The sequence below is a fragment of the Gilvimarinus algae genome, from assembly GCF_030518215.1.
Taxonomy (GTDB): Bacteria; Pseudomonadota; Gammaproteobacteria; order Pseudomonadales; family Cellvibrionaceae; genus Gilvimarinus; species Gilvimarinus algae.
Window position 1 is genome coordinate 1 of record NZ_JAULRT010000047.1, and the last position, 17141, is coordinate 17141.

Genomic DNA, 17141 nt, shown 5'->3' on the forward strand with positions numbered 1-17141 from the left:
AGCTTTTACCGGCTCGGGCAGTTTGATGTAAGAGACGTTACCAATGGCAGCGTCTCATACTGGAGCCTAAAAGTGTAACCCATGTATATGGACACATGTGTTACCTATGTATGCGGACTATACAGGGTGTCCTCTTTTGAGTACTTTTCTGGACAAGCAGAAAAGTACTTCGCCCGCCCGGCGATAGAGGGCAAGAATTACGGGAGAGACTAATTTAAAACTGAAATAAGCTAGGAGCCAACCAAACACAGCTCCAAAAGGATGATACAGGCACATCCCTGTGCCCAAAAAGCCATTAATCCGCAGGATTAACACCCAACTCCTGATACACCTTCTCCAGCTTCTTAAGCTGCTTCTTCCCAGGCTCTCCCAACACATTGATCGCCTGACGCAACCGGGCGCGGCTCATATCCGGGCCCAGCAGGGTCATGGAGTCCATCACCGAGAAAGACGCGGTGGTGCCGGCAATGGCGATAAAGATAGGCGCCAAAAAGTCCTTGAGCTTGATATCCATCTGCCCGGCCAGTTCTTTTAGGGTGTTGAAGATGGCGTCGCGCTCCCAGGTGCGCAGGGCCTCTAGGCGCCAGAGGGCAAATTGCAGCAACTGCTTTTGCTCATCCGGCGGGAGTTTGCTCTCGGCAAAACTCGCCTCAGTGAGCGGCAGCTGGCCTGAGGCCAAAAAGGCCACCAGAGGGATAAAGTCCCCCAGGGTTTCCATGCGCTGCTGAGCGTGGGGCAGCACTTTGAGCAGGTTGTCGCGGTTGAGCAGCCATTCGCCCAGGCGGTCGGCCAGTTGCTCGGCGCTCAGGTTTTCGCGAATCCACAGGCCGTTGAGCCAACTGAGTTTTTCCACATCAAAGATGGGCCCGCCGAGGCTGACGCGGGAGATATCAAAGTGTTCCTGCATTTCGGCGAGGGTGAACTTCTCGCGCTCGTCGGGCATGGACCAGCCCATGCGACCCAGGTAGTTGAGCAGCGCTTCGGGCAGGTAACCGGCCTTTTGGTAGTAGAGAATACTGGTGGGATTTTTGCGCTTGCTGAGCTTGGATTTGTCCGGGTTGCGCAGCAACGGCAAGTGGCAAAGCACCGGCGCCTGCCAGCCAAAGTATTCGTAGAGTTTCAGGTGTTTGGGGGCGGAGTTGATCCACTCCTCGCCGCGGATCACGTGGGTGATGCCCATCAGGTGATCGTCCACCACATTGGCCAAGTGGTAGGTCGGCATGCCGTCAGCCTTGAGCAGCACCTGCATGTCCACCTGCGACCAGTCGATTTCAATTTGGCCGCGCAGCATATCGTCGATAACGCAGGCGCCCTCTTCCGGGATTTTCATGCGTACCACATAGGGCTCGCCGGCGGCCAGCTTGGCCTGCACTTCTTCCCCGGAGAGTGTTAAACCCCGGCCGTCATACTTGGGCGTTTCGCCGCGCGCCTGCTGTTCGCGGCGCATTTCGTCCAGCTCCTCGCTGGTGGCAAAGCAGTAAAAGGCGTGGCCTTTTTCAATCAGCTCGTCGGCGTATTGTTTGTAAATATCCATGCGCTCGCTCTGGCGGTAGGGGCCGTGGGGGCCGCCGACATCCGGGCCCTCATCCCACTCAAGCCCCAGCCAGCGCAGGCTGTCCAAAATGGCCTGTTCGGACTCGGCGGTGCTGCGGGTCTGGTCGGTGTCTTCAATGCGCAGCAAAAACTGGCCGCCGTGCTGACGGGCAAAGGCCAGGTTAAACAGGGCGATATAGGCGGTGCCTACGTGGGGGTCGCCGGTGGGTGACGGCGCTATGCGGGTGCGAACGGTCATAAGAGTCTCTTGTGTCAGTTCTGAAGTTGAATCAGTGATTGCCAGAGCTGATCGCCACTGATGGCGCTCAGGGTTCGGGGGCGATTTCCCCCAGTGTCTTGGTGGCGGCACAGGCGCTTGCCGCACTGCTCACACACATAGCCCGGCGCGACAATATGCGCAGAATGCGGGCCGGTGGCGCCAATTAATTTAGGGTCGGTCGGGCCATAGGCCGTCACCGTCGGCTTACCCAGCGCGGCCGATATATGGGCCAGGCCAGTGTCGTTACACACGGCGCCCTGGCTTGTGTGCAGCAAACCGGCAAGCTCAGTGAGCGTCATCCGCTCCAGTACCTTGGCGTTGGCGCGGCCCGAGGCTACAGCCAAAGCGGCGTCTTTTTCCGCCGGTGAGCCCCAGGGCAGCAGCACATCTAACCCCTGCCCGGCGGCGGCATCAATCAGCCCCTGCCAACTGGCTTTGGGCAAACATTTGGTGGGCCAGCTGGCATTGGTAACCGCCACAATATAGGGGTTATTCGTAATAGTTTGCTCGGGCCAACTAATATCCGCCAAGCCAAACTCGGGCGCGGTATTGGGCCGCTCATAACCGAGGCCAGCGGCGAACAAATCCCGCCAGCGGTCCACTGCCAGAATGTCCTGCGCCACGGCAAAGCGGCGCTGATAAAACCAGTGGGCGCCGCGCTCTCGCACCGAGTCGGCGTCCGGCCCGGCGCGCAACCCCCGCGCCAGGCGGGTAACGATCGCACTTTTAAAATTGGTTTGGGCGTCCAGCACCAGATCGTAATGGGTGCGGCGCAGCTCGCGCCAGTAGGCCTTGAGCTCGCCGGAGCGCCAGGCGGCTTTCGGGCTGCGCTTCCAGCGCCGGTGGGCGGAGACTATGGTGCGCTCTACCGCCGGGTGCCAGCGGGGCACCTCGGCAAAGGCTTCATCGACCGCCCAGTCGAAGGAGATGCCGGGAATGGCGCGCACAGCATCGCAAACGGCGGGCAGCGTTTGTACCAAATCTCCCATAGAGCTGAGTTTTACGATCAATACCTTCATGCGCGCCTTGCCCTGCTCAACAAGCGCGCCATTGTAGCGCAAAGCCCCCGGCACTTGGGGGCGGCACCGACAAAAAAGCGCCGGCAGAGCCGGCGCGGAGGGGGAAAGGGTCAGTCGGCGTAGAGCGCTTCGAGCGCGCCGGTCACGTACACCAGTGGCGCGTTCCAGTTGATGGTGACCTCGTTGGTGGAGTAGCTGCACCAATCGTCTAAATAGGCGCGCGCTTTGGCCTCGCTGCCCGCGGGGTAATTGCCGCCACAATCGCTCGGGGCATCGGTGTTCGGGCCGCCGGCGAGAAAGCCCGGCACCGGATCGACAATGCCATCGGCCTCAGACTGGCGGTGATGGATGTGCATGGGAGGGCGCTCGCCAAAGCCGGTGACATAGCTGTAGTCCGTGGGGTTGCGACCCAGGGCGTAATCCAGCAACCCCTGAGCGGCGTTGGCGTAGCTCATGTCATCGCTCAGGCGGTAGGCCTGCATCAGCATCATGGCTTTGTTGAGCGCGCCGCCGTTGCTGCCCCAGTAAAAGTCGCCGTTGGTCATGGCCACACCATAGGCCGAGGCAGTGGCCTGAGCGCGGATGTTATCGGCAAGACTCAGGATGGACGACTCGATCAGCGAGGTGTCGGCCAGCTCGGTCAGCTGGTTGCGGTGATGGGCCAGTGACATCCAGGCCAGGGCCGCGGTGTTGGACCAGCCGGGATTGCTGATGGGTACGGAGGTGGGGTTCATGGCCTGGTAATACTGGTCATCGCCGGTAGTGATATAGAGCTCGGCCGCCGCCCAGGCAAATTCGTCGCTGAAGCTGCCGTCGCCATAGGCGCCAGTGCTGACATCCGACGGCTGGTTGTAGGGGACGTTACTGTTGTTCTGTGCCCACTGCCAGGCGGACTCTGCCGCCGCCAGCATTTCATCGGCCAGGCCCGAGTAGACGGTTTCGTACTCGGCCACCACCCGGCTGGCCGTGGCCATTACCGCGGCAAAATTCAGCGTCGCCGCTGTGCCCTTTTGCACCACGTAGCGCTGGGCTGTGCCCTCGGCGGGCATTACCGCGCCGGCAAAGTTTTTGGTGGTGAGCTTGTGGTAGACACCGCCATCGGCCGGGTCCTGCATATCGAGCATCCACTCGAGATTCCACATGGCTTCATCCAGCAGATCCGGCACGGCATTGCCGCTCTCGGGTATACCGATGTCCTGGGCGGCGTAGAAGCTGCCGTAGTGCTCAAGGGCGGCCAAGAGGGTGTAGGTGGAGATACCGGAGTTGACGATGTATTTGCCAAAGTCGCCAGCGTCGTACCAGCCTTTGGGGGCGGACAGTACCGTGCCCTCGGGGCGCTCGGCACTGGCAGCCGAGGCGTGTACCAGCACATTGGTGTCCGGATGGCCGGCGGCGCGCGCCCAGGTGCCGGCGTGCTCGGGCAAGAGCTCGGTGCTGGCGCGGTTGTAGTAATAGGCTTTAAGGGCGGCGGCGTTGAGCGCCCGGTAGGGCGTCTCGCCAATGGTAAAGGGGTCGGAATCCAGCGCGCCTTGCACTCGCACCACATAGGTGCCGGGGGTTTGCAGCTGGCTGAAATCCGCCAGGGCCACGCTCTGCCCCGCCGGGGCCCAGGTGTTGTAGGCGCCTAGATCGCCGCTCATCACCTCGCTGTCAGTGGCGGTATCGATAATCGCAAAACCGCCGCTGCCGCCGGCGGGCACCACCGCCATCTTGGCCGCCTCGGGGGCAAAGCCGAGTTGGTTGACCTTGATGCGCGCCGCCGCCACCGAGCTTGAACTTTCACTGGAGCTCTCACTGGAACTGACGGAGCTTGAGCTCTCGCTGGAGGTGACCGAGCTGCTGGATGAACTGGAGCTGATAATGGGCGTATCGCTGCTGCCACCACCGCTGCTGCCGCAACCGGCGAGAATAAGGGCGCTGCACAGGGCTGTAGCCGTCAGGTTAAAAGGCTTCATGACTCTTCCTCGTTATTGTGATTTTGTCGGGAGAGTGTAACGCGATTGCGGCTTTGGCCACATCAGGCTTCGCAAAGAATGGTTAACAAGACTATAAGCGCATGGCCCCTGCGAGCACGCTGGAAAAACCGGTCAGGCGTCTTGGCGTTATAGCCCCAGGGTTTTTTTCACAAAGGGAATGGTGAGCTTGCGCTGCTCGGCCAGCGAAGCGTGGTCCAGCCGGTGCAGGTAGCAAAACAGCTGGTTCATATCCCGCGGCACCCGCTGGACGATAAAGGTGGCCACCTCCTGGTTGAGCTCGAGGCCGCGCTCGCGGGCGCGGGTGGTGAGTGCGCGGATCTTTTCCTCGTCGCTCAGCCCCTGCACCTGATAGGTGACGCCCCACTGCAGGCGCGAGCGCAAGTCCGGCAAGTTAACCTCAAGGGCGCGCGGGGTTTGCGGGGCCGCCACCAGCAGCAACCGGCCGGCATCGCGCAGGGCGTTATAGAGGTTAAACAGGGCGCGCTCCCAGTCCGGTTTGCCGGCAATGGCGTTGAGCCCGTCCAGGCAAACCATGTCCAGATGCTCCAGTCCCTCCAGCAGCGCCTCTGGGGCAAAACCGGTGACTTCGCTGAGCGGCAGGTATTGCACCGACAGATTGCGGGATTCGGCGTAGTGGCAGCTGGCCTGCAGCAAGTGGGTCAGCCCGGCGCCGGCGGCGCCCCACAAATAGACAAACTGCTCGCCGGTGCCCTCGACTTGTTGGCACAGCGCAGCCACTACCTGGGCATTGGCGGAGCCGGCCGGTGCGTAGAAGTTGTCGAAGGTGGCATCGTCTTTCAGGCTCACCCCCAGCGATAGCTGCTCGGGTGTTGAGCTCACGGCTGGGCCCCCTCCAACCGATAGCGCAAAGGCCGCAGCAGCGAGCCGCGAATTTGGTAGCGGTTCTCCGATAAGCTGACGCTCTCAGAGGCGGGCAAAAGCGTGCGATCCAGGGCCAGGGTATTTTCCAGCCGGGCGACATCGCCCTCGGTGTAGAGGTTGAGCATCAGCCCGTTGGCGCCGATGGAGTGCAGCTGCACTCGGCGTACCAAGGCCAGGGACGCCAAATAGCGCTCGGCCTTTTTGTAGTCGCCAAAGCTGTGCACGTTATCAATAAGCATGGCGATACTTGCCGCGCCCGACTCGCTGGGGCTGATACCGTAGAGCCCGGCGAAGCGATCGGCCACCGAATCGATGGCGCCACTCAAGAGCTCTTCGGCAGTGGCGCCTGCGCCATCAAAACCAAGGTCGCCCTCACTGTGCAGCAACTGCCAGTTGCCTCGCAGGCTGCCATCGGACAAGGCGCTGTATCGCAGCGTGAGTATGGCATCGGCGCGGTAGCGCTCGGAGGCGTTGCGAATGGCGCTCTCGTCCATGCGCCAGAGGCTTTCGGCGGGCATGGCCAGGTGATCTTCCAGGTCAAACAGTGGCGCCATTAACGGCAGGCCGCGCAGCTCGGCGCGCTCGCGCAGCGCCTGCCAGACTTGCTCGTCGCGCACTACTTCCAGGCCGTCGGCGGAGTTGACCACCACCCAGACCAACAGCGTCGGCCGGTTGGCGGGCCAGAAAGACAAGCCGGTAGCGCGCAACAACTGTTCAACGGAGGCGGGAGAAAATTTAAGGTGCAAGCGCGAGGCCGGGACCGGCTCGCCGTTGGGCCCTTCTAGGGTTTCATCGGTGCTGGCGTAGCTGTATTCGTAGACGTAGTCCTGCGCCCGGGCGAGCGCCTGACGGGCCTGAGGGCTTTCGGCGGCGGCTGTGTTGCCGGAGACCCGAATCAATACCCGCTCCAGGGCGTGCTTGGCTGCCGCCTCGCGCTGGGCCTGAGACTGGGATTTGACCAGCGCATCAGCGCGGTACAACTCCACCACCTGATCGGCCTGGACGGCGGTGGCCATAAGGCTCAGAGCCACCCAGATAAACACACATCGAATAATCAGCGCCACGTCTCCCAATCAACCCCAGCTGACCAAAGGCCGGCATTGTAGCAGGATTACCTGCATCGGGCATTGTGCGGGATTTTCCGGTAGAATACGCGCCTTTCAGATCAACCTGTCCGGCCGATTCCGGGCGCAATTACGGAAGCAGCGAGCGCTATGAGCGAAAACACCCCCACCTCCCTGAGCTATAAAGACGCCGGCGTTGATATCGACGCGGGCAATGCCCTGGTCGAGCGCATTAAAGGCGTGGCCAAGCGCACCCGCCGGCCAGAGGTGTTGGCCGGGCTCGGCGGCTTTGGCGCGCTGTGTGAACTGCCCGCGGGCTACCGCCAGCCGGTGCTGGTGTCGGGTACCGACGGTGTGGGCACCAAGCTGCGTCTGGCAATGGATCTCGGTAAGCACGACACCATCGGTATCGACCTGGTGGGCATGTGCGTCAATGACCTGGTGGTCGCCGGCGCCGAGCCTCTGTTTTTTCTCGACTACTACGCCACCGGCAAGCTGAACGTGGATGTCGCGGCGGATGTGGTCACGGGTATCGGTGAAGGCTGTGCCCAGGCCGGCTGCGCACTGGTGGGCGGTGAGACCGCCGAAATGCCCGGTATGTACGAGGGTGAGGACTACGACCTGGCGGGCTTTTGCGTCGGCGTGGTGGAGAAAAGCGAGATTATCGACGGTAGCAAAGTCGCCGCCGGCGATGCGCTGATTGGCCTTGCCTCCACAGGCCCCCACTCCAACGGCTACTCGCTGATTCGCAAAATCATCGAAGTCTCCGGCGCCGACCTGGCGCAAGACTGCGGCGGCGTCAGCCTGGCCGACGCGCTTATGGCGCCGACCAAAATTTACGTAAAACCCCTGCTGGAGCTGATCAAAACCCTGCCGGTCCACGCGCTGTCGCACATCACCGGTGGCGGCCTTTTGGAAAACATCCCGCGCGTATTGCCTGACAACGCCAAAGCGGTCATCGACACCGGCGCCTGGCAATTGCCGGCGGTGTTCCAGTGGCTCAAGCAAGCGGGCAACGTGCAGGCGCGCGAAATGTACCGCACCTTTAACTGCGGCCTGGGTATGATCATCGCCGTGCCCGCAGAGCGCGCCGACGAGGCGATTGCCCTGCTCAACGCCGCCGGAGAAAACGCCTTTAAAGTGGGCGAGATTGCCACTGCCGCGAGCGGCGAAGAACAAGTTGAATTAAAAGGTCTGAGTGCATGAGCGGTGCGACCCGCGTTGTCGTGTTAATTTCCGGCAGCGGCAGCAACCTTCAGGCACTGATTGACGGCCAAATCGCCGGTGAGCTGCCCATTGATATCGCCTGCGTGATCAGCAACCGCCCGGGTGTGCGCGGCCTGGAGCGCGCCGCCGAGGCCGGCATTGAAGCCCTGACTCTGGACCACAAGGGCTTTGACTCGCGCGAGGCCTTCGACAAGGCGCTGGCCGAAACCATCGACGCCCACCGACCCGACCTGGTGGTATTGGCGGGCTTTATGCGCATCCTCACTCCGGCCTTTACCAGCCGCTATCTCGGCCGCATGCTCAATATTCACCCGTCGCTGCTGCCCAAGTACCAGGGGCTGCACACCCATCAGCGGGCGCTGGATGCCGGCGACAGCGAACATGGCGTGACCGTGCATTTTGTCACCGACGAGCTCGACGGCGGCCCGGCGGCCATTCAGGCGGTGGTGCCCGTTCTGGCCGGCGACGATGCCGCGAGCCTGGCCGCCCGCGTTCAGCAGCAAGAGCACCTGATTTACCCCATGGCCGTGCGCTGGTTTGCCGAAGGCAAGCTGAGCATGCGCGAGAACAAGGCACTGCTCGATGGTGAACCTTTGCCCGCGAGCGGTTACCAAGTAAGGACACAAACAGCCCCATAAGGATTCTATGAGCCGTTTTCTACGCTACACCCTCACCGCCGCTCTGACCCTGTTTGCCGCCTCAGCTCTGGCTGAGCCGGCCGCCAAGCCAGAGCAAGAACAAGAGAAAGAGCAAACGCCGGCTGCGCGCCAGGCGCCCGAGCAGTTTAAAAACATCTACAAGGCCCGTGTCTACGGCATTGGTATTACCGTGACCCACGAGCTGACACCGACCGACAACGGCCACAAACTGCGCTTTTTTGCCGACTCTTTTGTCGCCAGCATTGAAGAGACCAGCCTGTTCGACTGGCCCACACCCGGGCAACTGCGCCCGCTCCAGTACACCTACGAGCGCACCGGGCTCGGCCGCGACCGCACCGCTAAACTCGATTTTGACTGGCAGGCCAAGCGAGTCACCAATAATGTGCAGGACAAGCCCTGGAAGATGAAAATCCACGAGGGCATTCAGGACAAGCTGAGTTTTCAGGTACAGCTGCAGCGGGATTTGGCTGCCGGCAAGACCGAGGATCTGTACTACCAGATCGCCGATGGCGGGCGCATCAAAGAGTACCGCTTTGCCAAAGTGGGGGAGGAAACCCTTGAAACCCCACTCGGCAAAGTGGACACTGTGAAAATAGAGCGCACCCGCAAAGACGACGATCGCGTCACCTACGCGTGGATGGCACCCGAATACGGCTATTTGCTGGTGCGCATGCAGCAGGAAGAAGGCGGCGACGTCTACACGATTTACATCCATGAATCCGAGATCGACGGTGAAACGATCTCGCGCTTTGAGTGATACCACTCGTTCATTTTTGACACTCACCAACCAAAGGCATTCACTATGATTATTTCCGACAACTGCGTCGCCAGTTTTCACTACACCCTGACCGATAAGGAAGGCAAGGTGCTCGACTCCTCAGAAGGTCGGGAGCCTCTGGCCTACCTGCACGGTGCCAGCAACATCATTCCAGGTCTGGAAAAAGAGCTGGCTGGCAAACAGGCCGGCGACAAGTTGCAAGTGGCGGTTCCGGCTGCCGAGGCCTACGGTGAGCGCAATGACGCCATGATGCAGGAGCTGCCGGCCAATATGTTCACCGGCGTGGACAAAATTGAAGTGGGCATGGAGTTTCACGCCCAGACCGAAAACGGCGTGCAGGTTGTCAGCGTTACCGCCGTCGACGGCGACACGGTCACTGTGGATGCCAACCACCCGCTGGCTGGCGTGGACTTGAACTTTGACGTCGAGATCACCGAGGTTCGCAGCGCCACCGAAGAAGAGCAGCAGCACGGCCACGCCCACGGCGCCGGTGGTCACGACCACTAAGGTCCAGTCCCGGAGCTGGCGCCCGCCAGCTCCGTATTCCCCCAGCAGTACACCAAGAGCACGACGGCTTTCCTGAGCCCACCGCCCGACTCATTCGCCTCCCCCTAGCCCGATTGTCCGCACTGCACGGCCGTGTTATGGTCACAAAAACCACAAGACAAGGCTCACCCATGCACCGCCTAGCCGCTCTATTGCTTTTTGCCCTGCTCTGCCCCCTACTCAGCCACGCTCAATCCGACGCCCGAGTCGTCGGCAAACAGGCGATTCAAGACCTGCTCGCGCGCGACGAGTACATGATGTACATCAGCGATCACTTTACCGGCATTCACTACGCCGAGGCCGCGGCGGGTTATGGCGCGCTCAAGTTTGCCCGCGAGGCCGACCAGCAGGCACTGACCGATGCCCTGCTTGGACGCTATCGCGAGGTGCCCGGCACTGACGGGCTGCTGGATGACGATCATGTGGACGCCAACGTCTACGGCATACTGCCCATAGAGCGCTACTTTGCCGGCGACAAGGCGGCCTTGAGCGAGGGTCTGGCCCTGGCCGATGACCAGTGGCAAGACCCGCTGCCCAGCGGCCTGACCCGCCAGGCCCGCTACTGGATAGACGATGTCTGGATGGTCGCCGCCCTGCAGGTGCAGGCCTACCGGGCCACCGGCGAGCCCCTCTATCTACACCACGCCGCCCTGCTGACCCACGACTACCTGCAAAAGCTGCAACAGGCCAACGGGCTGTTTCACCACGGCCCGGAGGCGCCCTTTTACTGGAGCCGGGGCAACGGCTGGGTGGCCGCCGGCCTTGCCGAGTTGCTGTCGGAGCTGCCCGAAACCCACCTGCTCTACCCCGCCATCGCCGAGGGTTATCAATCCATGATGGCCGCGCTGCTCAACTATCAAGCCGAGGACGGCATGTGGCGTCAGCTGATCGATGACCCCGACGCCTGGAAAGAAACCTCGGGCACAGCCATGTTTGGTTTTGCCATGTCGGTGGGCATCAAACGCGGCCTTTTACCCGCCAAGCCCTACCAGGCGGCGGTGGATCGCGCCTGGCAATCACTCGGTGGCTATATCAATGAGCAAGGCCAACTGACCGACGTCTGCGTCGGCACCGGCCAGAGCCGCGATGCTGATTACTACCTCACACGCCCGCGTACCACCGGCGACCTGCATGGCCAAGCGCCTTTGCTGTGGTTTGCCGCCGAGCGCCTCTAATCACGAAGTGACCCCTTAGGCTCAGGGCCTCCCCTGAGCTGGCCTTTGCACCTGCCCGCAGCCCTCTCCCAAGCTGCACGACGTCTTATTCTCGCTCGTTCGACTCTCACCGGCCACCAATCGTCATACATATAAATCACTTATATGGTCAAAATGACCATATAAGTGCAGAAAATCGCCTATTTATCGGTGAATTTGTATTAATTATTAATATTGTATTATTATTAGATAAATAGCCTTGATAGCGACTTTCTCGATAAAAACATAACAGGGGTACACCTATGACCATCCGGCATCTCGCCCTGGCGGCGAGCTTTCTCTCAATTGCGGCCTGTGGCGGCGGTTCTGGCGGGGATTCCAACCGAGCGTCCTCCAGTTCATCCCCCTCCAACTCGTCCTCCTCGGTTTCATCCTCGTCGAGCTCCGAGGCGCTGCAGAGTTTTGACAACCCGACGGTCGAGCCGAGCCTGATCAATTTCAACGACGTGGCCGTTCACGACCCGTCGGTGATCCGCGCCGAAGACGGCACTTTTTATGTGGTGGGTTCGCACCTGGGCTTTGCCAAAAGTGAGGATCTGGTGAGCTGGGAGCTGGTGGCCACAGACGTCAACGACGCCAACCCGCTGTTTAACACCTACGCCACGGAAATTGCCGAGGGTATCGAGTGGACCGGCGGCTATGTGGGCTCCTGGGCCTCTGACATCATTCGCCTGGACGACGGCCGCTACTACTTCTACTACAACCACTGCACTCAACCGGCCACCGGCCAGTGCGATGGCCCCCGCTCTTATCTGGGCGTGGCGGTATCGGACAATGTGGAAGGCCCCTATGTGGATCAGGGCATCTTTCTCTACTCGGGCCAGACGCCCGAGGAAATGGCCGGCGATTACGGCGTGGGCGATCTGACCGCGTTTGACGCCACCATTCACCCCAATGTGATCGATCCTACCGCCTTTTTCGATAAAGACGGCGCTCTGTGGATGGTCTACGGCTCCTACTCGGGTGGTATTTTTATTCTCGCCATGGACGAGGCCACCGGTATGCCCGAGCCCGGCCAGGGCTATGGCACTCACTTAATCGGCGGGGATCACAGCTCGATTGAGGGCAGCTTTGTGCTCTACAGCCCGGAGTCGGATTACTACTACTTGTTTGCCTCCTTTGGTGGCTATGAAGCCAACGATGGCTACAACATTCGCGTCGCCCGCTCGCGCACGCCCGATGGCCCCTACCTCGATGCCCAGGGTCAGGATGTCGCCGCCGCCCGCGGCGGTTGGGACAGCATTGCGCCCTACGGCACCAAGTTGATGGGCGGCTTTAACTTTGCCGCCTACCCCGGCAGCGATGCCGAGGCCTATGGCTACCTCGCTCCGGGGCACAACTCGGCCTACTACGACGAGCAGACCGGCAAGCACTATCTGATCACCCACACCCGCTTTCCCAACCGCGGCGAAGCACACGCCATTCGCGTGCACGAGCTGTGGATCAATGAAGACGGCTGGCTGGTGGCCTCACCCGAGCGCTATGCGCCGATTGAGGGGGAGAACATCGTCGACTATGAAGACATTGTCGGCGACTACCAGATCGTCAATCACCGCAAAGACATCAACCGCAGTGCCCACAACTCGCAATTTGCCAGCCTGCACGCCGATGGCTCCATCACCGGCGAAGTGTCCGGCCACTACACGCTCTACAGCGATAACACGCAGCGCCTTACCATCACCCTGGACGACGGCACGGTGTTTGAGGGCGTGGCCGCCTGGCAGTGGGACCCTCGTTTGCAGAGCCTGATTCCCACCTTCAGCGCCCTGTCCGGCGAGGGCGTCTCACTGTGGGGCCTGCAACTTCCAAGCAAAACCAACGATGAGATTATGGCCGCAATTGAAGCGGACCTAAGTCTGCCGCAAACCTACAAAGGCAACCAACTGAGCCTGCCGACACAGGGCGCGCGCGGCGCCGGTATCGAATGGAGCAGCAGCGACCCCACCGTGATCAGCGACAGCGGAGAGGTTATTCGACCGAATGTCGGCGAAGGCGATGCCAGTGTCGAGCTCACGGCCAGCATTACCCGCCAGGGCGTGGAGTCGCAGCGCAGCTACACCGTCAATGTGCCGGCGCGAATGACCTACAATCGCACCGCGCAATACCGCTTTGACAATGATTTGTCCGACACCCTGGGCAACCGGGCCGATGGTTTGCCGACAGCCGATCGCATTCACAATTCGGGCGCTGTGGACTACGCCGCCGGTCACGAGGGCCAGGCACTGATGCTCGACGGCACCAACGGCGTGCGCCTGCCCGATGGTCTGATCGACAACTACGAATACACCGTCTCGGCCTGGGTAAACCCGACCGTACTCACGCAGTTTTCCACGGTCTTTTTTGGCGCGATCAACGAGCAGACCGACGGGGAAGGTGGCCTTTACTCCGATCAGTGGATCAGCCTCCTGCCCCAGGGCTGGGATGGCAACACCATGCTCTGGAGCGGCAGCCAGGCCTGGGTAGACGCAACCACCGGTGAGCTGATTCCCACCAACCTCTGGACCCATTTGGCCTTTAGCGTCAACCGCGGCACCATCACCGTGATGATCAACGGTCAGGCGGCCTTCACCGGTGGCAACCTCACGGACTTTTTCACCGACAACACCGGTCTGTTCGCCCTCGGCGTCAACTACTGGGACACACCCTACAACGGCCTGATTGACGAGCTGAACATCTACGATGCCGCCCTGAGTCCGGAGGAAATCATCGCCCTGGATATCGATCAGCTGCCCGCCGCGGATCTGCTCGCTTCGGCCGAGGCGATTCTGGATTTGGGCGATGTCTCTGCCGTGCAATCGGACTTTGCGCTGCCCGCCACCGGCCCCTACGCCGCAGCGATCGAGTGGAGCAGCTCTGACCCGAGCCTGATCGCCATCAATGGCAACACGGCAGTGGTGACCCGCCCGCAGTCGGTCGATGCCGAAGTAACACTGACGGCCACACTGACGCTCGACGGCGAAACCGCCCAAAAGGCGTTTAACATCACGATCAACTCCCTGGCACCGGCTGAGCCCATCGCTCACTTTAGTTTCGACGAGCACCTGATGGATGTCACCGGCGGCTTTGGTCCGGGCAGTATCACCGGCAACCGTCTGGACAACACCGGCGGCAACATCGCCTACGCCAGCGGCAAGAGCGCCATGGCACTGAGCCTTGATGGCAGCGGCGGCGTCGCCCTGCCCAGCGGGTTGATCAGCACCAGCCGCTACAGCTTTGCGGTGTGGCTCAACCCCACGGCGCTCAACCAGTTTACCCCGACATTCTTTGGCGCCATGAGCGATGCCAGCTGGATCAGCGTCGTGCCCTTTGGTCCGGGCGCCGGCAATACTATGCTTTGGTCGGGCACCAATTGGTTTGACGGCGATACCGGCACCCAGATCGCCACCAACACCTGGACGCATTTTGCCGCGGTGGTGGACGCAGGCAATATCACCCTCTACCTCGACGGCGAAGCGGTGTTTAGCGGTACGGGCTTCCCCAACGTGTTTACCGGCAGCGACGCCGCCTTCGGCCTGGGCGTCAACTACTGGGATACGCCATACACCGGTTTGATTGATGAGCTTGTGATTTACGATGAAGCGGTCAGCGCCGAGGTAATTCAATCGCTGGCGGCTGAGTAGCCCCTGCGTGCCATTAACCCGGCCATCAAAGCGGCCGGGTTGAGGCGCGGCGCGTAAGAAAAAGGGGAGCGCTTATGCGCTCCCCTTTATGAGTAAATCAATAGGGCTTTACCTCGCCTCGACTTTTTCCTCGCCACAGCGCTTGCACTTGTAGCGCGTCACCAGCCGGCCCTGTTTGACATCGAACTGCTGCTCAGTGACCACTTCCCATTTGTGAAAGCCGCTTCGACACAGGGTTTTTCCCTTGTGTTTTTCCTTGGCGCTGGGGCGCTTAAAGGGGAGGACATTTGACATACAAGGCAGCTGACCAATAAGAATCTGAACGACAGTGTACCCCAAGACAAAGCACCCTAACTACAGTCTGTAGTTGACAACTCACGGTGGGTGCACCACCTTTTGTCTATTCATCTCGTTTGCCGTTCGGCACAGGAAGCGCCCATGCATCAACCCTCGCCCATTGAGCTGCGCCAGCGAAACCTCGACATTGCGGATTTCGATCAGCGCCAGCCGGCCCTGCACAATAAAGCCGAGTACAAGCGGCAACTCAAGCACTGGCAAAAGCGCCTACTGCGGGTACAGCAGGCTTATTACCATCTGGGCAAGCGGGCCATAGTCGTGTTCGAGGGTTGGGACTGTGCCGGCAAAGGCGGCGCCATCAGGCGGATCACGCAAAAGCTGGATCCGCGCGGCTACACCGTTTACCCCATCAGTGCACCGAGCGAGGAAGATCAGGGCAAGCACTATCTGTATCGTTTTTTCACCAAGCTGCCCAAGGCCGGTACAGTCTCCATTTTTGACCGCTCCTATTACGGCCGTGTTCTGGTTGAGCGCGTCGAAGGCTTTGCCGCACAGCACGAGTGGCAGCGCGCCTATCAGGAGATCAACGAATTCGAGCGTCTGCTCATTGACGACGATTTACGGGTGGTGAAACTGTTTATTCACATTGATAAAGACGAACAACTGCAACGTTTTATCCAGCGACTGCAGGACCCGAGCAAACGCTGGAAGCTCACTATGGACGATGTGCGCAACCGACAAAAATGGCCGGAGTATGTGACGGCCATTAATGCCATGCTGCAACACACCGATACCGTGCAGGCGCCCTGGCAGATCATCGCCGGGCACAACAAACCCTACGCGCGGGTGCAAGTGCTGAAAACCCTGGTCGAGTCATTAAGCTGCGGCGTGGACATCGAGCCACCCCCTATCGACCCTGAGGTGGTCAAACTGGCCAAGCAGAAACTGGGGATGGTCATTGAGGATTGAGTAAAACAGCAAGACCAACATGCCGGAAAACCATGCTTTCCCTATAAGGTGATGCTCTTGGCGTTCTCGCCTCTTTCGGTAACCAGCCGAACGGCTTGCCACACGTCCTCCTATCCCTTAAAAGGCTTCCTCCTCGGTTATCGCACGCGGTCTTACCACCAACCGGTTAAGCGTCAAAGCGTCAGCAAAAATCCAGTTGTCAAAATGTTTACTTGCGCGCCAAGCAGTTTTCTGGAAGGATTTAGCCGCCACAGGTTTTGAGGCTCCCTGCCAAAACCGAAAACTACAACTTAGGGATTCATCCTTTGAAATTAACTTTACCCTTGGGGCTTACCGCCCTACTCTACTGCCTAAGTGCCCCGTCACTCGCCTTTGTGCTAACGCCCGCAAATCAAGCACCAGACTTTGCAGAACCCTGGAATCCACCCTGGCCATCGGCCAATATCGCCCTCGAGCCAACAGCAAGTGTTTCAGGCGACGCAATTGGCCTTGGCGTTGAGTCCACGGATACTCCGATTCCTATAGGCGGGCGCATAGTGTTCACGCTGACAGGCGGTGCGACCTTTGCGGACACGGCTTATTCACTGGAGTCGTGGGAGGCTGGAGCTGGCAATGGCAATCTTACCTACGCTACGCTGCTCACGGGCTCGACATCCGGTGCGAGCAGCATTGAGTTTTTGATGGCCGAGCAAACCAACCCTGAGCGCGACACGATGTTTGGCTCGCCGCCTTGGCCCGCGCTCGCGGATGTACCCATTTTTTTGCTCTCTGGAAGCAGCATTGCCGGGCAGAGCATCAACGTCAACTTACCGCAGATACCGGGCCGCGATATTTCTCTCCAAGCCGAAGTGTTTGACGCCTCAGATGCGTCATTGGGCACAGCGTCTATGGTGATGTTCAGCAGTACGCTGGAAGCACCTGCACCGGCCGTAGCCCTGCCAACCAGCAGCCATCTCGGTCAGCTGATTCTGCTGGCCCTATTTAGCTGGCTTGGTGCGCGCGCCATCAGACAGCGTCACCCTTAGCAGTCCCAAGGCCCCCGAAAGGGGCCTTTTTTACAGCAACAGGCAGGTAGCT

The 17141-nt window shown here is 60.4% G+C and carries 14 protein-coding genes; 8 read left to right on the top strand and 6 right to left on the bottom strand.

The annotated features are described in order from the left end of the window. Positions 1–295: 295 nt before the first annotated feature. From gltX to QWI16_RS06360, 5 genes are all read right to left on the bottom strand, one after another. The gene (gene gltX, locus QWI16_RS06340; RefSeq protein WP_302711944.1) at positions 296–1792 is read right to left on the bottom strand and encodes a glutamate--tRNA ligase; all 1497 of its coding nucleotides are present in this window, start codon (positions 1790–1792) and stop codon (positions 296–298) included. Positions 1793–1806: 14 nt separating this feature from the next. Beyond that, entirely contained in the window at positions 1807–2832 is a 1026-nt protein-coding gene (gene waaC, locus QWI16_RS06345) for a lipopolysaccharide heptosyltransferase I (RefSeq protein ID WP_302711945.1), read from the bottom strand. Between the two features lie 110 nt (positions 2833–2942). Further along, entirely contained in the window at positions 2943–4787 is a 1845-nt protein-coding gene (locus QWI16_RS06350) for a glycoside hydrolase family 9 protein (protein WP_302711946.1), read from the bottom strand. Between the two features lie 147 nt (positions 4788–4934). Then, positions 4935–5648: a DnaA regulatory inactivator Hda gene (gene hda, locus QWI16_RS06355; protein WP_302711947.1), complete on the bottom strand. Its 714-nt coding sequence runs from the start codon at positions 5646–5648 to the stop codon at positions 4935–4937. Further along, a complete protein-coding gene (locus QWI16_RS06360; protein WP_302711948.1) occupies positions 5645–6754 on the bottom strand; it encodes a DUF2066 domain-containing protein in 1110 nt (369 codons plus the stop codon). The genes hda and QWI16_RS06360 overlap by 4 nt, the downstream gene beginning before the upstream one ends. Before the next feature lie 150 nt (positions 6755–6904). On the opposite strand from QWI16_RS06360, the gene purM reads away from it, so the two are divergent. The 6 genes from purM (at position 6905) to QWI16_RS06390 (ending at position 14798) form a co-directional block, all read left to right on the top strand. Further along, positions 6905–7960, top strand: a complete 1056-nt coding sequence (gene purM / locus QWI16_RS06365; protein WP_302711949.1) for a phosphoribosylformylglycinamidine cyclo-ligase — start codon at positions 6905–6907, stop codon at positions 7958–7960. Then, a complete protein-coding gene (purN, locus tag QWI16_RS06370; protein ID WP_302711950.1) occupies positions 7957–8619 on the top strand; it encodes a phosphoribosylglycinamide formyltransferase in 663 nt (220 codons plus the stop codon). The genes purM and purN overlap by 4 nt, the downstream gene beginning before the upstream one ends. Before the next feature lie 7 nt (positions 8620–8626). After that, a complete protein-coding gene (locus QWI16_RS06375; protein ID WP_302711951.1) occupies positions 8627–9397 on the top strand; it encodes a DUF3108 domain-containing protein in 771 nt (256 codons plus the stop codon). A gap of 45 nt (positions 9398–9442) precedes the next feature. Next, positions 9443–9925 (top strand): FKBP-type peptidyl-prolyl cis-trans isomerase, encoded by a 483-nt coding sequence (locus tag QWI16_RS06380; protein ID WP_302711952.1) that lies wholly within the window; start codon positions 9443–9445, stop codon positions 9923–9925. Positions 9926–10095: 170 nt separating this feature from the next. Beyond that, positions 10096–11139, top strand: a complete 1044-nt coding sequence (locus QWI16_RS06385; protein WP_302711953.1) for a glycoside hydrolase family 88/105 protein — start codon at positions 10096–10098, stop codon at positions 11137–11139. 281 nt (positions 11140–11420) lie between these two features. Then, positions 11421–14798, top strand: a complete 3378-nt coding sequence (locus tag QWI16_RS06390) for a LamG-like jellyroll fold domain-containing protein (RefSeq protein ID WP_302711954.1) — start codon at positions 11421–11423, stop codon at positions 14796–14798. 108 nt (positions 14799–14906) lie between these two features. On the opposite strand, the gene QWI16_RS06395 is transcribed toward QWI16_RS06390, so the two are convergent. Further along, the gene (locus tag QWI16_RS06395; protein ID WP_302711955.1) at positions 14907–15092 is read right to left on the bottom strand and encodes a hypothetical protein; all 186 of its coding nucleotides are present in this window, start codon (positions 15090–15092) and stop codon (positions 14907–14909) included. Between the two features lie 144 nt (positions 15093–15236). Between QWI16_RS06395 and QWI16_RS06400 the strand changes: the two genes are divergently transcribed. Together QWI16_RS06400 and QWI16_RS06405 are read left to right on the top strand one after the other, a co-directional pair. After that, positions 15237–16064 carry a polyphosphate kinase 2 family protein gene (locus QWI16_RS06400; protein WP_302711956.1) on the top strand — a complete coding sequence of 276 codons (828 nt, stop codon included), beginning with the start codon at positions 15237–15239 and terminating at the stop codon, positions 16062–16064. A 305-nt stretch (positions 16065–16369) separates the two neighbouring features. Continuing rightward, positions 16370–17089 carry a hypothetical protein gene (locus tag QWI16_RS06405; protein WP_302711957.1) on the top strand — a complete coding sequence of 240 codons (720 nt, stop codon included), beginning with the start codon at positions 16370–16372 and terminating at the stop codon, positions 17087–17089. Positions 17090–17141: the final 52 nt, after the last annotated feature.